This window comes from Neobacillus drentensis (genome assembly GCF_036965425.1).
Classification (GTDB): domain Bacteria; phylum Bacillota; class Bacilli; order Bacillales; family Cytobacillaceae; genus Neobacillus; species Neobacillus drentensis_F.
The window spans coordinates 1-21,282 of the sequence record NZ_JBALPP010000148.1 but is presented as its reverse complement, the minus strand read 5'-3'; the positions used below and the strand labels follow the sequence as shown (position 1 = coordinate 21,282).

The following is a 21,282-nucleotide window of genomic DNA, read 5'->3' as shown; positions in this document are numbered from 1 at the left end:
ACTATACTAATAGGGTAAAGCGAAATTATTAACATATTATTCTAGAAAAAACATTCTCATTTTTTCCTTTTCTGTTAGTTCAGACTGGGAGAAATAAGTTTTAAGGAATATATAGGCATTCGCCGTCTCTCTCCGCGAATAACTACATAATTTATAAGGTATCTATTACCAAAGGAGAGTTGCCCGATGAATCCATACGGTTATTACCAAGTTCCTCAAGCGCCTCAAACCCAAATTGACTATAACACTTACGGACAATTTAACCCGTATACACAAGCAGTGCCTTACTCACAACCAGAGTATTCACAGCCAGAGTATTATGAGTATGAACCTGATAGACAACCTCAGCAAATAGAGCGCCGCCTTAATCAACTTGAAAGGGAAAATGAGCGCCAAGAGAGGGAGATAAACCAACTTCAACGCCGGCTTCAGCGCGTTAATCAACGGCTTCGTGTCTTGGAAAGAAGATTTAACATTCCATTTACACCTTTTGATGGAGAATTCTAAAAAATACAGAACTGGGCAATTGCCCGGTTCTTTTTTGTGAGAATCACTTTCAAAACCAATCTATAAAGGAAAAAGGTTGTTAATTTATCTAACAGCTTCGCTGACAAACAGCAAAAATTCAGCTAACTTTTCATTATAAACCATTGAAAGGGAGATTATTATGTATCAAAAGAATGACATTCAATTAGCCGAAAAAATACTTAAATTGGATCAATTAAGAGATGAGTTGTATGAAGAATTAATGAAAACACTCGGCTCTAAAGCAAATGAACTTCTACGAACACTTCAAAATTGCTAATAAAGGAGAGGAGAAGGTTGGGAAAACACTTAAGGGATGGAATAGAGAGGCTGCGGAATTTTTACATTAAAAAACTGTTAGAATCAGGTATCCTTCAGTCTTCTGACCCTAAGATTACCTCCCTCACTATAAGTGAACTGGCGGGTATATACAAAAAGACTTTTTCCCCTGGCGACAAATAAAAATCAACTCCCTCAAGATAATTTTTTCAAAATTTAATCATTTTTGTTCCAAATTCCCAACTCATGTGAGAAAATATAACATAGAATATTTTGTACGTAACAGTTTTATAGAATGCTAATATTGTGTGGTGATAGAAGTCATGGGAAATGACATGTCCTATAAAGATAAAAAGGTTATTACCATAGGGGTCGTCAGGGACCTGACCGGTCTTTCCGAACGTCAAATTCGCTATTACGAGGAAAGAAAATTGATTTTTCCTGAAAGAACACCTGGCGGCAGCCGAAAATACTCCTTTGCCGACGTAGAGTTGTTGGTAGAAATCGCCAACAAAATTGAAGACGGCGTCCAGACACATGAAATCCGAAAGGAAATGCTGCGCGCCCAAAAGAAACAAAACCAAGAAGATGTCAGAAGAAAGATGATCCAAGGACAACTAAACGCCCAGTTTGGATTACGAAAAGGACCAACTTCCTAACAGAGGTTGGTTCTTTTTTGGCAAAAGCAAAAACCATGTGAGGTATTCTAACAAACTTATAGAAACATCCTCCACATCCATGTAAAAATACAACTACACCGAATGTTAAGAAAATTAACATAGTTAAAAGGAGGAGCATTAATGGATACAATATTCTTGATGAACAGTATGTGGGTCATGTTGGGAGCAGTCCTTGTCATTTTAATGATTGGAGGGTTCATCTTATTAGAAACCGGCTCAACCCGCATGAAAAATGCCGGACATATTGCCGGCAAAACGATCCTTACATTTGGAATTGGCTCGATTGTGTTTTGGGCTGTGGGCTTTGGGTTAATTTTTGGTACCGGCAATTCCCTGATAGGCTTTTCCGATTTCTTTTACTCAGGCTATGATATCGATAGTTTATCACTCTCCGGTGCTGTTTTCTTTTTATTTCAATTAGCATTCGCGGGCATATCGCTAACGATAGCATTTGGCGGATTTGCCGAACGAGCTAAATTAGGTGCTTACCTAGTATTCGCTGTTCTTTTCTCTGTAATTGTTTATCCTCCAATCGCCCATTGGATTTGGGGCGGCGGCTGGTTGGCAGAGCATGGTAAACAGGACTTTGCCGGGTCCACCGTAGTCCATTTAACTGGAGCGATGGCAGCCCTAGCCGCAACCATTATCTTAAAACCAAGGATTGGTAAATATAATAAAGATGGATCCGCGAACAATTTAGCTGGCCATAACCAAGTGTTTACAGCATTAAGTGTATTACTTCTCTGGGTTGGTTGGTTTGGATTTAACGCCGGCAGTACTTTATCCGTTGACAAAGGCTTCTTCGGCTTCGTTGCCCTCAATACAAATTTGGCAGCCGCCGCAGGTACTGTCGCAGCAATGATAATTTCGTGGATGGTTTTAGGAAAAGCTGACGTTCCAATGATGTTAAACGGCGCGTTGGCAGGGTTAGTTGCTATTACTGCTTCTTGTGCTTTTGTTGATACTTGGGCAGCTGTCCTGATTGGTTTTATCTCAGGAATTCTTGTTTTTTACAGCATCCGCTTTTTTGAAAAAAGAAAAATCGATGATCCAATTGCTGCGCTATCTGTTCACGGAACAGCTGGAGTATGGGGAACGTTATCCACTGGCTTCTTTGCAACAAAAGAATTAGCAACCGTTGGTCAGCCCGGATTATTTTACGGAGGCGGCCTGCATCAATTAGGTGTTCAAGCAATCGGAGTTCTTGCCTGCGGCGCTTTTGCCTTTATCGTATCATTCATTCTTCTATCCATTATGAAAGCAACTATGAACGGACTTCGTGTTTCCGAAGAAGAAGAAATCATTGGGCTGGATATGAGCGAACACGGCAGTTACGGCTACCCTGAATTAATGAAGGCAGAACAAAAACTAAACGCATAAAATTTCCATGTCTCATGATTCCTGCCCCTCCGTTTTTGGGGGTGGGGGTTAACTATTAAGGCTCTTTTTTAATGAACTTATACGAAAAACAACAATCTTTGCGAAAATAGCCACTATTAAAGAAAAGCGGTGAAACGGATGGGGAACTCCAGCTACATAGAGATTAGAAATTTCAGGGATAGCCGGATAGGGGAGGTTTCTCGCGACCACTTTAGGCTAAATAATCTCCATGATGAAATCATGAAACAAGTAATCGAATTAGCCGTCTGCCGAACAAAAGAAAAGTATGGTTCCCCTCCCTGTTCCTTTTCTTTTTTTGTCATGGGCAGCGCTGGCAGATCGGAACAGTCTATTTGGAGTGACCAAGACCACGGTATCATTTATCAGGAACTAAGCCCAGAAGCACAAGCCTATTTTTTGGAGTTAGGAAAGGAGATTACAGCAGGATTATATCAGACTGGCTACGATTACTGTGATGGCGGTGTTATGTCCAACAATCCAATGTGGTGTAAATCCATGTTCGAATGGCAGCAGCAATTAACAGATTGGCTTCTCGACTCTTCCTTTGAATCCATACGGTATTTACTCATTTTTATCGATGGAAGATCCATATATGGCGGAAGCGAAAATATAGAAAAGCTAAAATCAATCGTCTATCAAACTATCCATAAAGAACATCTTATCTCTAAAGTTTTAGGTAATACACTATACCTTAAGAAAGGGGTAAACATCCTCGGAAATCTATTAGTCGAAACACACGGTCCATATGCCGGCTCTCTCAATCTAAAAGAAGCAGGGCTCTTTCCTTATGTAAATGCTGTACGACTTTTAGCTATTAAAGCGAATGTGACCGGGACCTCTACCCTTTCGAGACTCGACCAGTTGAAGGAGTCAGAGCTTTCTTCCATTGAAAACGACATATATAAAACGCTGTTTTTAAGGTTACTAAACTACCGGCTTACATATGGAAATCACACTGACTATAAATCTGGACATTTTTTACCCATTCAAATCCTCAGCAAAGAGCAAAATAAGGAGTTAAAAACCATTATTAGAAACGGTGCCGCCCTCTTTCGATTAGTACGAAGATTAATAGAAAAGGATGATTAAAAGTGGGAATGAATGAGATGTTCCAATTTTTTCGGCAAATTTCTGGAAAGCTCAATTTGAATATTTATGCAGGAATACAAGGACAATCTACTCCACAACAGATGGCCTTTATCAGGAATCTTCAAAAAGAAATGAGACAAAAAAACACTCTAGACTCCCCTCTTAACGAAATAAAAGTAGTTGTGTTTGATATAGAAACAACAGGATTTTATCCTGAAAAAGGGGATTACGTTCTATCTATTGGCGCCATTAAAATGAAGGGAGCGAAAATTGAGACCGGAGAAACTTTTTATTCACTAATAAAATCAGAGGAATCACTATCTGATGAAATTGCCGCCTTAACCAATCTGAGTGAAGAAGAATTACAAAAGGCGCCGCCTGCAGCAGAAGTATTAATGCAGTTTTTCGAATTCGTTGACGGAGCTATTCTAGTTGCCCATCACGCCAACCATGAACAGGCCTTTATGAAAAAAATAACCTGGGACATTTTACGAACCAAATTTAATCATCGCATCATTGATACCTCATTTTTAATCCGTCTATCTGATCCCTATTTGAAATCAATGCCGCTTGAAGATGTATGCAGCATTTGCGGAATTCAGATTAAAGATCGGCACCATGCTCTGGGGGATGCCGCTATGACTGCACAAGTTTGGCGATATTATCTAGAGATAGCTCAGAAGAAAGGTTTCGGTAATTTAAAGGAGGTGTATGAATATCTCGCAAAGTTGGAATAAGTAAAAACGCTATTTTACAGTAGTGTTTTCTGCTCTAATGGACAAAATGCTAAAAATGCAATTAATCCGAGTTTCCAACACTATCACGTTATTTTCCTCTGGTTTTCCCCCCTCCTTTCTACAGCAAAAATATTCATTTAAAAAAATTTTCAAAAAAATTTTTCCTCTCCTTTTCCTTATCATGACAAGAATGAAAACGCTAACAATTATTTTGATTAATTTGAATTGTCTGATTTTTGTATTGACCATGTTATCGATTGGTTGTATGATTATCGTCAATAAGAATCTATCGATAAATGATGCCTTTGTTCATCTCCATAACAGGGATGGGGCAAGGCTATTCTTTTAAAATGAGGATTTAATCATTTAAAGCGTTTTATCATGAAAGAGGAGTGGTTAAGTTGGGAAGTCAATGGATATTCCTTGGCGGCCAGTTCGTCAAGAAAGAGGATGCTGTCGTTTCAGTATTTGACCATGGCTTTTTATATGGTGACGGAGTATTCGAAGGTATTCGCGTATATAGCGGGAACGTCTTCAGGCTCGATGCCCACCTTAAAAGGCTATATGAATCAGCTCAATCCATTATGTTGAAGATTCCATATACACAGGAGGAAATGACGGAGCTAATCGTGGAAACGATTAGAAAAAATCAGCTAGAAAGCGCCTATATACGTCTCGTTGTTTCACGCGGTAAAGGGAATCTTGGACTGGACCCTTCTTCCTGCTCTAATCCAAACGTCATCATTATCGCTGAGGAATTAACCATGTATCCAAAAGAGTTTTATGAGCATGGAATTAAAATTGCCTCTGTTGCGAGCAGAAGAAATCGCCCAGATGTTCTGAGCCCACAAATTAAATCGCTGAATTACTTAAATAATATCCTTGTTAAACTGGAAGCCAATCAAGTTGGTGTTCAAGAAGCTTTAATGTTAAATGATCAAGGATATGTGACCGAAGGTTCAGCAGATAATATTTTTATTGTAAAAAATGGGGTTATCTATACTCCTCCCGTTTACTTAGGTGCATTAGAAGGCATTACACGAAATGCCATTATCGATGTTGCTAAAGCAAAAGGTTTCGAAGTGAGGGAAACTCCTTTCACACGACATGATGTTTATGTGGCTGATGAAGTTTTCTTAACTGGAACAGCAGTAGAAGTTATAGCCGTCATTGAAGTGGATCAACGAGTAATTAAAGACGGCAAGCCTGGAGAAATAACGAACCAATTATTAGAGGAATTTAGACAAATTGTCACAACCGACGGTGTGGCTTGTTATCCAACAGGCGCAAACCATGCCATCGTCAGTTAGGAGATAGAAAAATGCGAAGCGATATGATTAAAAAGGGAATTGACCGTGCTCCCCACCGCAGCCTATTATACGCAACCGGGGTAAAGACGAGTGACTTAGAAAAACCGTTTATCGGTGTCTGCAACTCTTATATTGATATTATCCCTGGACATAAACACCTTAATCATTTCGGTGCAATTGTTAAAGAAGCTATCCGGGAAGCCGGCGGCATACCTTTCGAATTTAATACAATTGGCGTTGATGACGGTATTGCTATGGGACATATCGGAATGCGTTATTCCCTTCCAAGCCGTGAAATCATCGCTGACAGTGCCGAAACAGTTATTAACGCCCACTGGTTTGACGGTGTTTTTTACATTCCAAACTGTGACAAAATCACTCCTGGAATGTTAATGGCAGCCGCCAGAACCAACGTACCTTCTGTTTTTGTTTCTGGGGGTCCAATGGAAGCAGGTGTTTCCTCTACAGGAAAGCAGCTTTCCCTCACCTCGGTATTTGAAGGAGTTGGAGCTTACCATAACGGTACTATTAGTCAGCAGCAGCTGTTAGATATTGAAACGCAGGCCTGTCCTACATGCGGATCCTGTTCAGGGATGTTTACAGCCAATTCGATGAACTGTCTCATGGAAGTGCTCGGAATGACCGTTCCAGGAAACGGGACCATCGTCGCGACTTCAGAAGAAAGACATGAGTTAATTCGTCAGGCTGCAAGACATTTGATTGAATTAGTGAAAAAAGATATTCGCCCACGCGATATCATTACAAGAGAAGCAATTGATAATGCATTTGCGCTTGATATGGCAATGGGAGGCTCAACAAATACAGTGTTACATACACTAGCCATCGCCCATGAAGCCGGAATTGAATACGATCTCCGCGATATTAACAAAATCGCTGAAAAAGTTCCTTATTTAGCAAAAATTATGCCGGCATCTGATTATTCTATGGACGATGTTCATCGTGCAGGCGGTGTCAGTGCAATCATCAATGAGCTGTACAAAGTGGAAGGTGCCTTGCATGATAACTGCTTAACAATAACAGGAAAAACTCTTGCTGAAAATGTGAAGGAAGCAACAATCACAAATGAGGCTGTTATCCGGACAAAAGATAATCCATACAGCCCTGTTGGCGGCCTGTCCATTCTTTATGGAAACATTGCACCGGATGGCGGGGTTATCAAAGTTGGGGCAGTAGATCCATCGATTAAAACCTTCCTTGGTGAAGCGATTGTTTTTGAATCACAGGATGAAGCCCAAGAAAACATTAATAATGGAACCGTAAAGTCTGGGCATGTCGTTGTTATTCGTTATGAAGGTCCAAAAGGCGGACCGGGGATGCCGGAAATGCTCGCACCTACTTCTGCAATTGCTGGACGCGGGTTAGCGAAAGAAGTTGCGCTCATTACTGATGGCCGCTTCTCTGGTGCAAGCCGAGGGATTTCAATCGGTCATATCTCACCGGAAGCAGCCGAAGGCGGTCCTATCGCCCTTGTTGAAAATGGCGACAAAATTTTAATTGATCTTGAAGCACGCTCTATTGAGCTTCTCGTAGATGAAGAGGTTTTAGCTGAAAGACGCTCTGCTTGGGTTAAACCAGAACCAAAAATTAAAACTGGTTATCTTGCAAAATATGCAAAGCTTGTTACCTCTGCCAATACTGGCGGGATTATGAAGATATAGAAAAAACCAATGGGAATTAGTAGTACCCCTCCCCTTCCAAAGGAAGCTAAGGTACTAAACGTGTTAAGTGAAGAATCATTTGACAAAAAAATATAATAAATCGATGACGGGAATAAAGGAATAAGAATTTGTATTTTCAGAGAGCTGGGGTTGCTGGAAGCCCAGTAATACAACTTATTCTGACATCATCCCTGAGTGTTGCTCTGAAAAGCCTCTCGCTTATTAGGTGCAATCGGGTGTTAATTTGATAGCACCTGTTACCAAAAGAAGCGTTTTTTTAATTGTCGCTTCATAAGGCAGTATTCGTAAGGATGCTGTGAAACCGGGTGGTACCGAGAAAATGAAAAGGTCTTTTCTCCCCGATTATTCTGTATTTGATTTCTTGAATGCAGTTTATTCGGGTAGAATAGGGCCTTTTTTACTGCGCTTGAACAAGATCAGCCATAGGCTGAGTATTTAAATATTCAAATACCCTTAAGGAGGGAATACAAGGTGAAAGTAGAAGCAAAACTGGAATTCCAAACCAGTACCGCACCAAAAACAGGGGCAGACCTTCTCATTGATTTATTAATTAATGAAGGAGCTGACACCATTTTTGGTTATCCAGGCGGGGCTGTTCTGCCAATTTACGATGCTATTTATCGCGCAAAGGCGAGAATCAATCATGTCCTTTTCCGTCATGAGCAAGGCAGTATCCATGCTGCGGAAGGTTATGCACGAATTACTGGGAAACCAGGAGTCGTTCTTGCCACATCAGGACCTGGAGCAACGAACCTGGTGACAGGAATTACAGATGCTATGATGGACTCCTTACCGCTTGTGATTTTTACAGGACAGGTCGCGCGAAGCGTCATCGGAACGGATGCTTTCCAGGAAGCAGACGTTATGGCGATCACGACACCAATTACGAAGCATAATTATCAGGTCCAATCCATTTCCGACCTGCCAAGAATTGTGAAGGAAGCCTTCCATATTGCTTCTACCGGGCGTCCAGGACCAGTCCTAATCGATATTCCTAAGGATATTTCAGCCGGAGAACTATTCGAAGAACCACAAGAAGTAAGCATTCATTTGCCAGGTTATCAGCCGACTACTAAGCCAAACCCGCTGCAAATCAAAAAACTGGCAGATGCACTTGGAAAGGCGAAAAAGCCTCTCATTCTTGCTGGTGCAGGTGTTCTTCACGGCAAAGCTTCTGCAGAATTAACAGAATTTGCAGAAAAACATAAAATTCCTGTGGTAACAACATTGCTTGGTCTAGGAGCATTTCCAGCGAACAGTCCTCTTTCTTTAGGAATGGGTGGAATGCATGGTACCTACACCGCAAACATGGCAATGTATGAATGTGATTTGCTTATCAATATCGGTGCCCGTTTTGATGACCGTCTTACCGGCAATCTAAAACACTACGCACCAAATGCAAAGGTGGCCCATATCGACATTGATCCAGCTGAGATAGGTAAAAATGTTCCGACTCTTATTCCTATCGTTTCCGATGCCAAAGAAGCGTTAGTCGAGCTGAACAATCAGACAGCTGAATCGCCCGATAACAAAGCATGGTTAGAGACGCTTAATAAATATAAAGCGGAATTCCCACTTTGGTATAAACATAATCCTAACGGCATGAGCCCGCAATGGCTGATTGAAGCAATCCATAAAGTTACAAATGGGGATGCAGTAGTAACAACCGATGTTGGCCAGCACCAGATGTGGGCTGCACAATATTACAATTTTGATAGACCACATCGCTGGGTCACCTCCGGCGGACTAGGAACGATGGGCTTCGGCTTCCCTGCCGCAATTGGAGCACAGATGGCTTCTCCAGAAAGCACTGTTGTAGCAATTGTTGGAGATGCTGGTTTCCAAATGACCCTTCAGGAGCTATCTGTAATTTATGAACAAAACCTGCCTATCAAAATCATTATCGTAAATAATGGAGCGCTCGGAATGGTTCGACAGTGGCAAGAGCTGCTGCATGGGAACCGTATTTCCGAATCGATTCTTCATTCACAGCCAGATTTTGTAAAGCTGGCAGAAAGCTATCATATTCGCGGGTTAAAGATTGAAACACAGGAAGAACTAATCACAAAGCTTCCTGAAGTATTTGCTTATAATGGTCCAGTTCTTATGGATTGCCGAGTTCTCCAGCAGGAAAAAGTTTTTCCAATGATTGCTCCGGGTAAAGGGATACACGAAATGATTGGGGTGAAACCATCATGAAACGAATTATCACTCTAACAGTTCAAGACCGAAGTGGTGTTTTGAATCGAGTTACTGGCCTGTTACAAAGGCGTCAATTTAATATTGAGAGTATTTCAGTTGGGAAAACCGAAACCGAAGGAATCTCAAAAATGACTCTGGTTGTTGAAGTGGAAGACGATCAGCGACTTGAGCAGGTTACCAAACAATTAAACAAGCAAATTGATGTTTTAAAAGTTTCCGATATTACGGATAAAGCAATCGTTGTACGGGAGCTTGCCCTAATAAAAGTGGCTAGCAGCTCACAGCTTCGCAGCGAAATCAACGGAATTATCGATCCTTTCCGTGCCTTGATTATCGATGTAAGTAAAGATAGTTTAGCTGTTCAAATTACAGGCCGCCCTGACAAAATCGATGCTTTGATAGAGTTGCTTCGACCTTTCGGCATTAAAGAAATTGCCAGAACAGGGCTGACAGCCTTCCAACGAGGTCATCAGCCACAAGTAAATGATCTACCAACTTATTCACTATTAAAATAACTAATATATTTGAGAGGATGATTCATAATGGCAAAAGTACTATATAACGGTGATATTCAAGAGGCAGTTTTACAAGGAAAGAAAATCGCGGTAATCGGTTATGGCTCACAAGGTCATGCCCATGCTCTTAACTTAAAGGAAAGCGGCTTTGATGTAGTTGTTGGCTTACGCGGCGGGAAATCTTGGGATAAAGCGGTTGAAGATGGTGTAGAAGTAACTTCAGTTGCAGAAGCGGCTCGTCAAGCAGACGTAGTAATGGTTCTTCTTCCAGACGAAATGCAGCCAAAAGTTTATGAAGAAAGCATCAAACCAAATCTTGAAGCCGGGAATGCTTTAGTTTTTGCTCATGGCTTTAACGTTCATTTTACACAAATCGTACCACCTGCAGATGTTGACGTATTCCTAGTTGCACCAAAAGGTCCAGGACACTTAGTACGTCGTACGTATACTGAAGGTGCCGGCGTCCCTGCCCTTTATGCAGTTTACCAGGATTACACAGGTCAAGCACGTGAACTTGCCCTTGCCTATGCAAAAGGTATTGGCTCTGCCCGTGCAGGTGTATTAGAAACTTCATTCCAAGAAGAAACAGAAACAGATCTATTCGGAGAACAGGCTGTTCTTTGCGGCGGTACTACTGCCCTAATCAAAGCAGGCTTCGAAACGCTTGTAGAAGCTGGTTATCAGCCAGAAGTTGCTTACTTCGAGTGCTTACATGAATTAAAATTAATCGTTGACCTTTTATACGAAGGTGGATTAGAAAATATGCGCTACTCTATCTCAGATACTGCTCAGTGGGGTGATTTCGTTTCCGGACCACGCGTTGTTAACGAAGATACAAAGGCCCGCATGAAAGAAGTATTAAAAGATATTCAAACAGGTGCATTTGCAAAAGGATGGATCCTTGAAAACCAAGCAAACCGTCCACAATTCAATGCAATTAACCGCAGCGAAAACAATCATCAAATCGAGGTAGTCGGTCGTGAACTTCGTGCCTTAATGCCATTTATTAAAAAACCAGTAAACCAAAAGAAAGAAGTGGTGGTAAATGGTTCACGTTAACATCTTTGATACAACCTTACGCGATGGCGAACAATCTCCTGGTGTAAATTTAAACCAGCTTGAAAAATTAGAAATTGCCAGACAGCTTGAGCGGTTTGGCGTAGATATTATGGAGGCCGGCTTTCCGGCTTCCTCTCAAGGCGATTTCGAAGCCGTAAGAGCCATTGCCAGAGCAATTAAAAACTCTTCTGTGACTGGCTTGGCCCGTGCAACAAAATCGGACATTGACATTGCGTGGGATGCCTTAAAAGATGCAGCCGAACCAAGATTACATGTTTTCATTGCTACCTCCCCTATCCATATGAAATATAAATTAATGAAAACTGAGGATGAAGTTGTCCAGACAGCTGTGGATATGGTCTCATACGCTAGACAAAGATTTCCGCAAATTGAATGGTCAGCTGAAGATGCTTCCCGGTCAGATCTTGATTTTCTTGTCCGAATTATTACGAAAGTCATTGATGCCGGCGCAACTGTCATTAATCTTCCTGATACAGTTGGCTACACAACACCTGAAGAATATGGCCGCATGTTCCGTTACGTGAGGGAAAACGTTCCAAATATTCATAAAGCAGCCTTATCATGCCATTGTCACGATGACTTAGGGATGGCCGTTGCCAACTCTCTTGCAGCGATTGAAAATGGCGTTACCCAGGTAGAAGGTACCATTAATGGTATTGGTGAACGTGCCGGTAATGCTTCTTTAGAGGAAATTGCTGTTGCTTTAAATATTCGTAAGGATAAGTACCCTTTCACTACTAATCTGGTTTTAAAAGAAATCAAACGCACCAGTGACTTGGTGAGCCGCTTTACCGGGATGAAGGTCCCTCCTAATAAGGCAGTTGTTGGAAAAAATGCCTTCGCGCACGAATCCGGCATCCACCAGGATGGCGTCTTAAAAAATGCATTAACCTATGAAATTATTACACCTTCAATGGTTGGAGTTGGATCCAATGACCTTGTTCTTGGAAAGCATTCCGGCCGCCATGCTTTTAAAGATAAAATCGAGCATTTGGGCTTTGACCTATCACAAGAAAAGCTTAACGATGCTTTTAAATCCTTCAAGGAATTGACAGACAGAAAAAAAGAAGTAACAGATGAGGATTTATTTACAATTTTAATGGATATCCAAACAGCAGCGATCGATGTGAAAAAATATGAGCTTGTCGCTTTCCAAGTCCAGTACGCATCAGCAAACCTTCCTACTGCAACGGTTGCCCTTACGACTCCAGAAGGTATCCGTGCAGAGACTGCCCGTACAGGAAGCGGAAGTGTAGAGGCCTTATTTAACACTTTAGAGGCTTTGGTTAAGGAAGAAATTCACTTGACTGATTTTAATTTAAGCTCAGTTGGACGCGGACGCGATGCTCTTGCAGAAGTCCATGTAAAAATGACTGTGAACGGAACGAATGTCAGCGGCCGCGGCTCCGCGCAGGATGTGCTCGAAGCTTCCGCAAAAGCATTCCTGAACGCTGTCAATCGTGTATTTTTTAACCAAAAAGCATTTATCAAAGAACCTGCAGCTCTTTAAAAAACAAGGCGCCTAATAGCAAGGCGCCCATCATAAACCAAAAAAATGAGGAGGTTGCTTCTAATGAAAAAACAAATTGTCTTACTTCCCGGTGATGGTATCGGCAAGGAAGTTATTGAATCTGCGAAAGATGTATTAAATGCAATTGCTGAAGAATATAACCACTCTTTTAGCTTCGAAACCCATGAAATCGGAGGAGCAGCCATTGACCTTTACGGCACTCCCCTTCCAGAATCAACCATTGATGCCTGTAAGCTAGCCGACGCGGTTTTACTTGGTGCTGTAGGGGGACCAAAATGGGATAACAACCCTTCGCACCTACGTCCAGAGAGAGGCTTGCTTGGTATCCGAAAGGCACTGGATTTATTTGCAAACCTTCGTCCGATCAAAGGCTTTAAAAACCTGCTTCATGCTTCACCATTAAAGGAAGAAGTAGTTTCAGGAAGCGACCTCCTTATCGTACGTGAATTAACTGGCGGCATTTACTTTGGAACTCCAAGTGAGCGTCGTGACAATGGCCAGACAGTGGTTGATACTCTTGCCTATACCCGCAAAGAGATTGAAAGAATAGTAGACAAAGCGTATCAAGCAGCTCAAGGCCGCCGCGGCCGCCTTACTTCTGTAGATAAAGCAAACGTGCTAGAATCCAGCAAGCTATGGCGGGAAATTGTTGAAGAGAAAAAGGCTCAGTATCCTGACGTTACCGTTGAACATGTTCTAGTTGATGCGGCTGCGATGAAGTTGATTACAAATCCTTCGTATTTCGATGTTGTTGTGACTGAGAATATGTTTGGCGACATCCTTAGTGATGAGGCTTCTGTACTGACTGGTTCGCTTGGCATGCTCCCTTCTGCCAGCTTGAATGAATCTGGGGTTGGCCTATACGAACCGGTTCATGGATCTGCACCGGACATTGCTGGAAAGGGTATTGCTAACCCAGTTGCGATGATTCTATCTGCTGCCTTAATGCTTAGGTATTCATTTAAGCTTGATGACGAGGCGAAGATGATTGAGGACGCGGTTCAATCCGTACTTGATGCTGGCTTCCATACTGCTGATTTGCAAATTGCTGAAGGACGCAAAGTAGGAACGGCTGAAATGACTCGTTTGGTTGTGGATTATATCAAATCTCAAAGTCCTTCAAAATGTATCATGAGCTGTTACGTTTAATAGGACGTGGTTTCCGCCAGGCTCATACTTTATGATCCTGGCGGTTTACTTATTAGAATTTGCAGATATTTTTAGATTCGCCGATAAATTGGCTAAATTCGCCGATAAAATTAAAAATTCGCCGATAAATTGAAATATTCGCCGATATCTACTAATTTTTCGCCGATAAATTGATTTCATATAAAGATTTTAGAAATTTCATCTGCTAGTTTTAAGATTTTGAAGCAGATTTTGTTATTTTACATGCAAAAATGACTCTTTTTTTGCAATCTTACTCATCAAATCTATTAAAGTGAGGAAGGAAGCTATGCAAACACCAAAAAATATTATCCAAAAAATTTGGGAACAGCATATTGTATATCAAGAAGAAGGAAAGCCGGATTTGCTTTATATTGATTTGCATCTCGTTCATGAAGTAACCTCTCCTCAGGCATTCGAGGGCTTACGAATGAACGGCCGGAAAGTGCGCCGCCCAGACCTAACGTTTGCGACGATGGATCATAACGTTCCAACCCGTCAGCGTCTTACTATCAACGACCCAATTTCGAAAAAGCAAATCGATACCCTTCAGCAAAACTGTCAGGATTTTGGTGTTCCACTCGCTGATATTCATCATCCTGACAACGGAATTGTCCATGTCATCGGTCCTGAGCTAGGACTTACTCAACCTGGAAAAACAATTGTCTGCGGGGATAGCCATACCTCTACTCACGGGGCATTCGGAGCACTAGCATTTGGTATTGGCACAAGTGAAGTGGAACACGTCCTTGCGACGCAAACACTTTGGCAGGCACCACCAAAGACCCTTAATGTAAAAGTAAATGGAAAACTTGGGACAGGCGTGACAGCAAAGGATTTAATCCTTGCAATCATTGGAAAGTTTGGCGTACAATTTGGAACTGGCTATGTAATGGAGTACACAGGCGAAGCAATCCGTGCACTGTCAATGGAAGAACGGATGACTGTCTGTAACATGTCAATCGAGGCTGGCGCAAGAGCAGGACTTATCACGCCGGATGAAACCACTTTTGAATACTTAAGAGGCAGACGTCATGCTCCTAAAGGTGAGGAGTTTGAAAAAGCGGTCGCCCGCTGGAAAGCACTGGCTACCGACGAAGGTGCCGCTTATGATGCTGTCGTCGAAATTGAAGCGGCGGAAGTAGAACCGCAGGTAACATGGGGAACAAACCCAGGAATGTGTATCCCAATCACTGCAAATGTTCCTAGCCCAGATGAAACAGACAAAACAAGTGAAAAAGATGAAATTACCCGTGCCCTTCAGTATATGGGTCTTGAAGCTGGCCAATCTATTTCAAGTGTTCAAATTGACCATGTCTTCATCGGATCGTGTACAAATTCACGCTTAAGCGACTTGCGCAATGCAGCTGAAGTTGTCCGCGGCCGCAAGGTTAACCCTAACGTTAAAGCCATTGTTGTTCCAGGTTCTTTCAGCATAAAGCTTGCTGCTGAAAAAGAAGGTATTGATGCGGTCTTTAAAGAAGCAGGATTTGAGTGGCGTGAAGCTGGCTGCAGCATGTGCTTAGCGATGAATGATGATATCGTTCCTCCTGGCGGACGATGTGCTTCTACTTCTAACCGCAATTTTGAAGGCCGTCAAGGTAACGGAGCTCGTACTCATCTCGTCAGTCCAGAAATGGCAGCTGCTGCCGCGGTTGCTGGACATTTTGTTGACGTCCGTCAATTTACTGCTCAGGAGGTTGGATAAAAAATGGAACCATTACGCATTCATCAAGGCCTTGTTTGTCCTTTAAACAGAACCAATATTGATACAGACCAAATTATCCCGAAGCAGTTTTTGAAACGGATTGAGCGCAGCGGTTTTGGCCAATTCCTGTTCTACCACTGGCGCTTTGATGATGATGGAAATTTACGTGAGGATTTTCCTCTGAATGCCACGCAATATCAAGGTGCTTCAATTTTGGTAGCCGGCGATAATTTTGGCTGCGGCTCTTCCCGCGAGCATGCTCCTTGGGCTGTTCAGGATTTCGGCTTTAAGGTCATCATTGCTCCAAGCTACGCCGATATTTTTAAAAATAACTGCGTGAAAAACGGCATTCTTGCGATTCAAGCTAGTGAAGAACAAGTCCAAACCGTTATGAAAAAGGCACAAACTGAGGGTTATACCTTAACTGTTAATTTAGAAGACCAAGTTGTATATGACAACGAAGGCTATGAAATTAAATTCGATATTGCTCCGTACCCGAAACAAATGCTGCTCAACGGCTGGGATGAAATCGGTGTAACCTTAAGCTACGAAGAAAAAATTAGTGAATATGAACTTGCGCATAAGTAAAGAGCTTGGATCTCCAAGCTCTTTTTTACTGCCCTGCAGATGCAAGCACGTGCATCATCAATTCCTGAAGTGTCTTGTTCCCAAGGGCATTTTGTCCAAAAGCATTTGAGTTAGGCCAATATAGATGCCTAAAGGAAACGCCATTGTCTAATTCTATTTCTAAAAATGCTGGCTCTCCCACAAAAGCATTCTTTTGTTGTAATACGTTATAATCCTCTATCTTTAATTTCAGCCATTCATTTAAAAATAGTTCCTTTACCTCCGGAGAAAATGTATGTATTCTTCTCCCGTCCTCCGTACTTTCAATATAGATATTTTTCACAAGATTCTTAATGGGATATAAATCCCCTAATGTTTTAGCTGACTTATTTTCCTCAGCAATATATACTTTGTCATTAGCTACCACCAAAAGAGACTCGGGGTATCCTTTTACAGCATAAATAGTGGTTCCTTCTTCAACATAAGCTGCATCACCATTTTTCATCTTATGATCACTGCAGGCTTTGTCCGCCATTTTAAATTTTATCTCTCCTAATGGCTTTCCCTTTTCAATTTGCAGGTGGATCCCCTCATCTGCTGGTTCAGGAAAATGGTGCTGATATTTCACATTATTTATCATTAGCAGGTCTACCCATTCGATTGCTCCATCCGGACAACCCATTGTCCGAATACAAGAGGATAGTATTGTTAAAACGAGCATTAAAACTGCCAATCTAGTAATCCAGGACAAGTACATCCCCCCTCCCAAACATCCTTTATGTATACTTTCTCCATAAATTGGAATTAACCCTTTTCGAAAAAAAAAGAACCCCGAAGTATTACTTTAAAATGACCATTAGGAAGCTCTATGGGACAAATACATTCTAAAATACTAGCTAAATGTCCCATAGAAGAGTTCTATAGGACAAATACATTTTAAAATACTAGCAAATGTCCCATAGAAGAGTTCTATGGGACAAATAAATTCTAAAATACTACTAAAATGTCCCATAGATGGGCTCTATGGGACAAAATATTCAAAATCACTACCAAAATGCCCTATAAAATACATTTGCCCTTAAAAGTTTGAGTAAAGTTCATTTTCTTTATGCTCTGCTAAAAAAAATTAAAATTCCGGCAATCGATCTAAATTATTTTCTTTGATACCATCAGGCTCGCTGCGAATGATGTCCCTTCCATATTTATGAAAGACATCCACATGAGCAAGCTTGCCAGCCTTTGCCTCATCCAGAGCAGTGATATAATCCAGCTCCCTCCCTGTGTTTGTTTTAAAAGCAATTATATCGCCATCGTCGTTTTTCCTTACGGCGACGAACTCTTCTTTTCCGTCACTATTACCTTGACCTGCTTCCAATTGAGCTTGCTGCTCGCTTTGCTGTTTATACTGTTCATAAATTTTTTCAAAATCCTTCTCTTCCATAAAAATTCCACCTCCGAACATTTGTTAGTATTTTTCTTTTCTTAAAATTTATCCCTCTCCTTGGATTCAAATAGCTTTATTCTATACACTAATATTGGGTGGCCCCTTTGTGACCGGTTCGCTTATATTTTTTAAAATCAAGTACAGCAAGAAAAGAACCATTATATTTATTAAAAAAATGAACAAAAATACTATCGTAAACCAATTTGATTGAATTAATTCTGAATCTTTTGTGAACACAAACGGAGTGAGAACAATGCTTGATTTATCTAAAGACTATGATCCGAAACAAAATGCTTCGATAATAACCAGCCTTGCGAATAATCCTTCTATGGCTGTTCAGGAAACTGCAGCTCTCTTTAAGCAGTTACATCAAAAGGAATTTTCTGCTCCAAAAGTTGTTAAGAAACGCTTTTCTTTTGCAGAAATGTTTTTTCGGCTTTTTTCAAAAAGGTCTAAGTTCGGTATTCCACCGATAATGAATGTGGATTCTCAAGGAATGGTGTATCCAGAATGGATAGATTTATTAAACAATGAATTCACTGAATTACAAAATAGAGCCATTAAAGAAGTAAATATCATGGATTATGGTGCAATTGGGGATGGTTTGACAGATTGTACTGCGGCTTTTCAAAAAGCATTAGGAATGGGCTCTGTAAAAGTAATGATTCCAAAGGGAATTTATGTTACCAAGGGTATCCGCCTTCCGTCTTGGACTATTCTGGAGGGTGCTGGAAAAGGTGTGACGACAATTAAGCTGCATGACGATGCTCCTAAAGGAACAAGGCTTATTACTAACGCCAATCATTGGCGAGGAAACCACCATCTTTTCGTTGGGTCATTGAGTTTGGACTGGAATGTGGAGAGACTTGGCGATAGTCCAAAAACGAGTACTTGGGGTAATCATTCAAGCTGTTTAACGTACGCAAATGTAACGTATGGCTGGGTAAAGGATGTAGTGGCAATCAATCCAGGTCTTCATTGTTTTGACATTTCCTCTACCTTGTACAATTATGCAGGGGACGGTTTTCGTGCCCGGGGCGGCAGCATGTACGTGTGGCTTGATCATTTAAATGGCTATGGATTTGGCGATGACGGCATTACCACCCATCATAGTGATAATATTTTCATCTCGAATTCACATATGTGCGACCCGAGCGGACGAGCCCACCAAAAAGGTTTTTCAAATTCAAACGGGATCGAAATCGATGATGGCTCTCGGAATGTCTTGCTCGTCAATAATTCTACTGCCCGTTGTTTTGGCGGAGTGGAAATAAAGGCTCATGAAAATTCATCCGCGGCAGCTAATGTCCAAATTGTTGGACATATTTCAGTCAATGATAACCGCTCCTATAATTTTCGCCATATCGGTCATCACAAAAGCACGGATGCTGAATCGAAAACGGCCTTTAATATCATGGCTGCAAATCTACTATGTATCGCTCCGATATTTTCAGATCTATATAAGGATTCCGCACCGCGAGGCTTGGTTGTTTCCGCATATAAAAATGTCGTCATTAATCAGTTTACCTTGATTGGCGACCCGGATTATGACTACAAAGGAAACCCTGTCATGGCAATCCAATATCGTGCTAGAAATGTAGTTTTGAAAAACATTTTGATAAAGGATTTTAAAACAGCAGGAGCTGGCATTAAAGTATTTGGAGGAGAAAATCAGGCGGACAGTGTTCGGATTTATGACGTGGAGGTAGTAAATTCTTCTCCTAAATCCATTGATGTGGGTCAAGGTATCCTAGATATTAAGATTGAAAACTCCAATAAAAAAAGCGTCATAAACGATCGTTGACGCTTTTCTTATTTTTCAATTTGAATCTGGTCAATTAGCTTTTCGGCAGCTTTTCTATATAAATTACTCATATGAACAAGCGAGGAAATCATGAGTACCTGCTCTAGGTACAGGGCAACATCGTCCATCGATTCTTTTACTTCTGACTCTCGATCCTGGAGATCCATTTTAAAGTCCTCGACATTTTTGTTGGTTAGATTTAAATAAGTATTGTAAAAGGAGTCTAAATTGATTGCCTCTTTAATAATTTTTTTATTGACGCCATCAAGTAATATTTTAATATCATTGATCGATAAAGCCCCTTTTAGCTGATAAATCAGACTGATTAAGATGAGATGTTCTTTCGAATATTTTTTATTTTTTATTGGAAAGATCAGCTTTCCCTTCGCATAGTTATTTATCATCGTTTTAGTAAGAACCTTTTCTTCGTCATTCCGCTTCGATTCAGCAAATGTATTTTCAAATAACTGAATGACTTGGTCCATGTATAAATCGATATTTGGAATTTCCTCCAAAGTCAGACTCGTTTCTAGGCCAAGCTGTTCAATAAGTTGATTGAAATTTTCCATTCTAAAATCCCCGATCGTGTGCAATATATTTTTCATTATACCTAATGAAATAAGCATTGACTAGATGATAACACATTAGTATCATTATATGTAGTTATCAAAACTACATGTTGCAATAGGAGGCATTCAAATGAACAATTACATTCGGGAACCAATCAATGGACTCACCCATTTAGCAGGGGCTCTTTTATCCTTTGTGGGGCTTCTCGCGATGGTTATCAAAGCATCCATGTCATCTCCATCACCAATGACCATTGCTGCTGTTATCATTTTTGGCGTAAGTATGATTTTGCTTTATTCTGCCTCGGCTACTTACCACATGGTTATCGCCAGAGATAAAGTGATTGCCTTTTTAAGGCGGCTTGATCATTCCATGATTTTTGTCTTGATTGCAGGAACATATACGCCTTTTTGCTTCATTAGTTTGAACGGAAAAACCGGTGCGATTCTTTTTTCGATTATTTCTGCAGTAGCGATAAGCGGAGTAGTTTTTAAAATGGTTTGGTTTAATTGTCCCCGTTGGATTTCGACGGCACTCTATATCGCGATGGGCTGGATGATTGTGTTTGTTTTTTCGCCGCTTGCCGGCAGTTTAAATCCTTGGGGTTTATTTTTATTGGTGTTAGGCGGCATCTTCTATACTATTGGAGGCGTCATCTATGGGGCGAAGCCGAAGTTTTTGGAGTTTAAGTATTTAGGCTTTCATGAAATTTTTCATATTTTCATATTGCTGGGCAGCCTGGCGCATTTCTTTAGTGTGTTTTTGTATGTTATATAATATGAATATTCTTATAAAATGGCTCGGAGGTATACTCCAAGCCATTTTACATATATATGAGGTTGAATAATCTACTCCGTTTTAATGATGTCATCGACTTTTCCTATTATTTTTATTATTATGTTTTTTGTGACTTCTACTTTTTTTGTATTTATTTTTTTCTTTACTATCTGTGGCATTATCTTTTGTGGAATCT

Annotated in this window: 20 protein-coding genes; 17 read left to right on the top strand and 3 right to left on the bottom strand. The window is 40.9% G+C overall.

Annotation, left to right across the window (positions count from 1 at the left end; translation table 11 throughout):
- Positions 1-186 precede the first annotated feature (186 nt).
- The 15 genes from V7161_RS27895 (at position 187) to leuD (ending at position 16,512) form a co-directional block, all read left to right on the top strand.
- A complete protein-coding gene (locus tag V7161_RS27895; RefSeq protein ID WP_335716049.1) occupies positions 187-507 on the top strand; it encodes a hypothetical protein in 321 nt (106 codons plus the stop codon).
- Between the two features lie 291 nt (positions 508-798).
- Entirely contained in the window at positions 799-987 is a 189-nt protein-coding gene (gene fbpA, locus V7161_RS30475) for a Fur-regulated basic protein FbpA (protein WP_420491678.1), read from the top strand.
- A gap of 140 nt (positions 988-1,127) precedes the next feature.
- Complete coding sequence (locus V7161_RS27890) at positions 1,128-1,463, top strand: MerR family transcriptional regulator (RefSeq protein WP_223589493.1); 336 nt, start codon at positions 1,128-1,130, stop codon at positions 1,461-1,463.
- A gap of 141 nt (positions 1,464-1,604) precedes the next feature.
- Positions 1,605-2,864, top strand: a complete 1,260-nt coding sequence (locus tag V7161_RS27885) for an ammonium transporter (RefSeq protein WP_335716048.1) — start codon at positions 1,605-1,607, stop codon at positions 2,862-2,864.
- 138 nt (positions 2,865-3,002) lie between these two features.
- Positions 3,003-3,974 (top strand): DUF294 nucleotidyltransferase-like domain-containing protein, encoded by a 972-nt coding sequence (locus tag V7161_RS27880; RefSeq protein ID WP_335716047.1) that lies wholly within the window; start codon positions 3,003-3,005, stop codon positions 3,972-3,974.
- A gap of 8 nt (positions 3,975-3,982) precedes the next feature.
- Positions 3,983-4,711 (top strand): exonuclease domain-containing protein, encoded by a 729-nt coding sequence (locus tag V7161_RS27875; protein WP_335716050.1) that lies wholly within the window; start codon positions 3,983-3,985, stop codon positions 4,709-4,711.
- 401 nt (positions 4,712-5,112) lie between these two features.
- Complete coding sequence (gene ilvE / locus V7161_RS27870; protein WP_335716046.1) at positions 5,113-6,021, top strand: branched-chain-amino-acid transaminase; 909 nt, start codon at positions 5,113-5,115, stop codon at positions 6,019-6,021.
- An 11-nt stretch (positions 6,022-6,032) separates the two neighbouring features.
- Entirely contained in the window at positions 6,033-7,700 is a 1,668-nt protein-coding gene (gene ilvD / locus V7161_RS27865; RefSeq protein ID WP_335716045.1) for a dihydroxy-acid dehydratase, read from the top strand.
- Positions 7,701-8,192: 492 nt separating this feature from the next.
- Positions 8,193-9,920 carry an acetolactate synthase large subunit gene (gene ilvB / locus V7161_RS27860; RefSeq protein WP_335716044.1) on the top strand — a complete coding sequence of 576 codons (1,728 nt, stop codon included), beginning with the start codon at positions 8,193-8,195 and terminating at the stop codon, positions 9,918-9,920.
- Positions 9,917-10,438 carry an acetolactate synthase small subunit gene (gene ilvN, locus V7161_RS27855; RefSeq protein WP_223589482.1) on the top strand — a complete coding sequence of 174 codons (522 nt, stop codon included), beginning with the start codon at positions 9,917-9,919 and terminating at the stop codon, positions 10,436-10,438. The genes ilvB and ilvN overlap by 4 nt, the downstream gene beginning before the upstream one ends.
- A 27-nt stretch (positions 10,439-10,465) precedes the next feature.
- Entirely contained in the window at positions 10,466-11,497 is a 1,032-nt protein-coding gene (ilvC, locus tag V7161_RS27850; protein ID WP_223589480.1) for a ketol-acid reductoisomerase, read from the top strand.
- Entirely contained in the window at positions 11,484-13,028 is a 1,545-nt protein-coding gene (locus tag V7161_RS27845) for a 2-isopropylmalate synthase (RefSeq protein WP_335716043.1), read from the top strand. Before ilvC ends, V7161_RS27845 begins: the two co-directional genes overlap by 14 nt.
- Positions 13,029-13,091: 63 nt before the next feature.
- Positions 13,092-14,198 carry a 3-isopropylmalate dehydrogenase gene (leuB, locus tag V7161_RS27840; RefSeq protein WP_335716042.1) on the top strand — a complete coding sequence of 369 codons (1,107 nt, stop codon included), beginning with the start codon at positions 13,092-13,094 and terminating at the stop codon, positions 14,196-14,198.
- A gap of 307 nt (positions 14,199-14,505) precedes the next feature.
- Positions 14,506-15,924: a 3-isopropylmalate dehydratase large subunit gene (leuC, locus tag V7161_RS27835; protein ID WP_335716041.1), complete on the top strand. Its 1,419-nt coding sequence runs from the start codon at positions 14,506-14,508 to the stop codon at positions 15,922-15,924.
- A gap of 3 nt (positions 15,925-15,927) precedes the next feature.
- On the top strand, positions 15,928-16,512 hold the full coding sequence (gene leuD, locus V7161_RS27830) for a 3-isopropylmalate dehydratase small subunit (protein ID WP_289986553.1): 585 nt from the start codon (positions 15,928-15,930) through the stop codon (positions 16,510-16,512).
- A 25-nt stretch (positions 16,513-16,537) separates the two neighbouring features.
- On the opposite strand, the gene V7161_RS27825 is transcribed toward leuD, so the two are convergent.
- Together V7161_RS27825 and V7161_RS27820 are read right to left on the bottom strand one after the other, a co-directional pair.
- Complete coding sequence (locus tag V7161_RS27825; protein ID WP_335716040.1) at positions 16,538-17,242, bottom strand: hypothetical protein; 705 nt, start codon at positions 17,240-17,242, stop codon at positions 16,538-16,540.
- Between the two features lie 375 nt (positions 17,243-17,617).
- A complete protein-coding gene (locus V7161_RS27820; protein WP_335716039.1) occupies positions 17,618-17,932 on the bottom strand; it encodes a DUF3892 domain-containing protein in 315 nt (104 codons plus the stop codon).
- Between the two features lie 256 nt (positions 17,933-18,188).
- On the opposite strand from V7161_RS27820, the gene V7161_RS27815 reads away from it, so the two are divergent.
- Complete coding sequence (locus V7161_RS27815) at positions 18,189-19,739, top strand: glycosyl hydrolase family 28-related protein (protein WP_335716038.1); 1,551 nt, start codon at positions 18,189-18,191, stop codon at positions 19,737-19,739.
- A gap of 8 nt (positions 19,740-19,747) precedes the next feature.
- Here the strand turns inward: V7161_RS27815 and V7161_RS27810 are convergent, their stop codons facing one another.
- On the bottom strand, positions 19,748-20,308 hold the full coding sequence (locus V7161_RS27810) for a DUF1836 domain-containing protein (protein WP_335716037.1): 561 nt from the start codon (positions 20,306-20,308) through the stop codon (positions 19,748-19,750).
- Positions 20,309-20,438: 130 nt separating this feature from the next.
- On the opposite strand from V7161_RS27810, the gene trhA reads away from it, so the two are divergent.
- Complete coding sequence (trhA, locus tag V7161_RS27805) at positions 20,439-21,086, top strand: PAQR family membrane homeostasis protein TrhA (RefSeq protein WP_223589463.1); 648 nt, start codon at positions 20,439-20,441, stop codon at positions 21,084-21,086.
- Positions 21,087-21,282 lie beyond the last annotated feature (196 nt).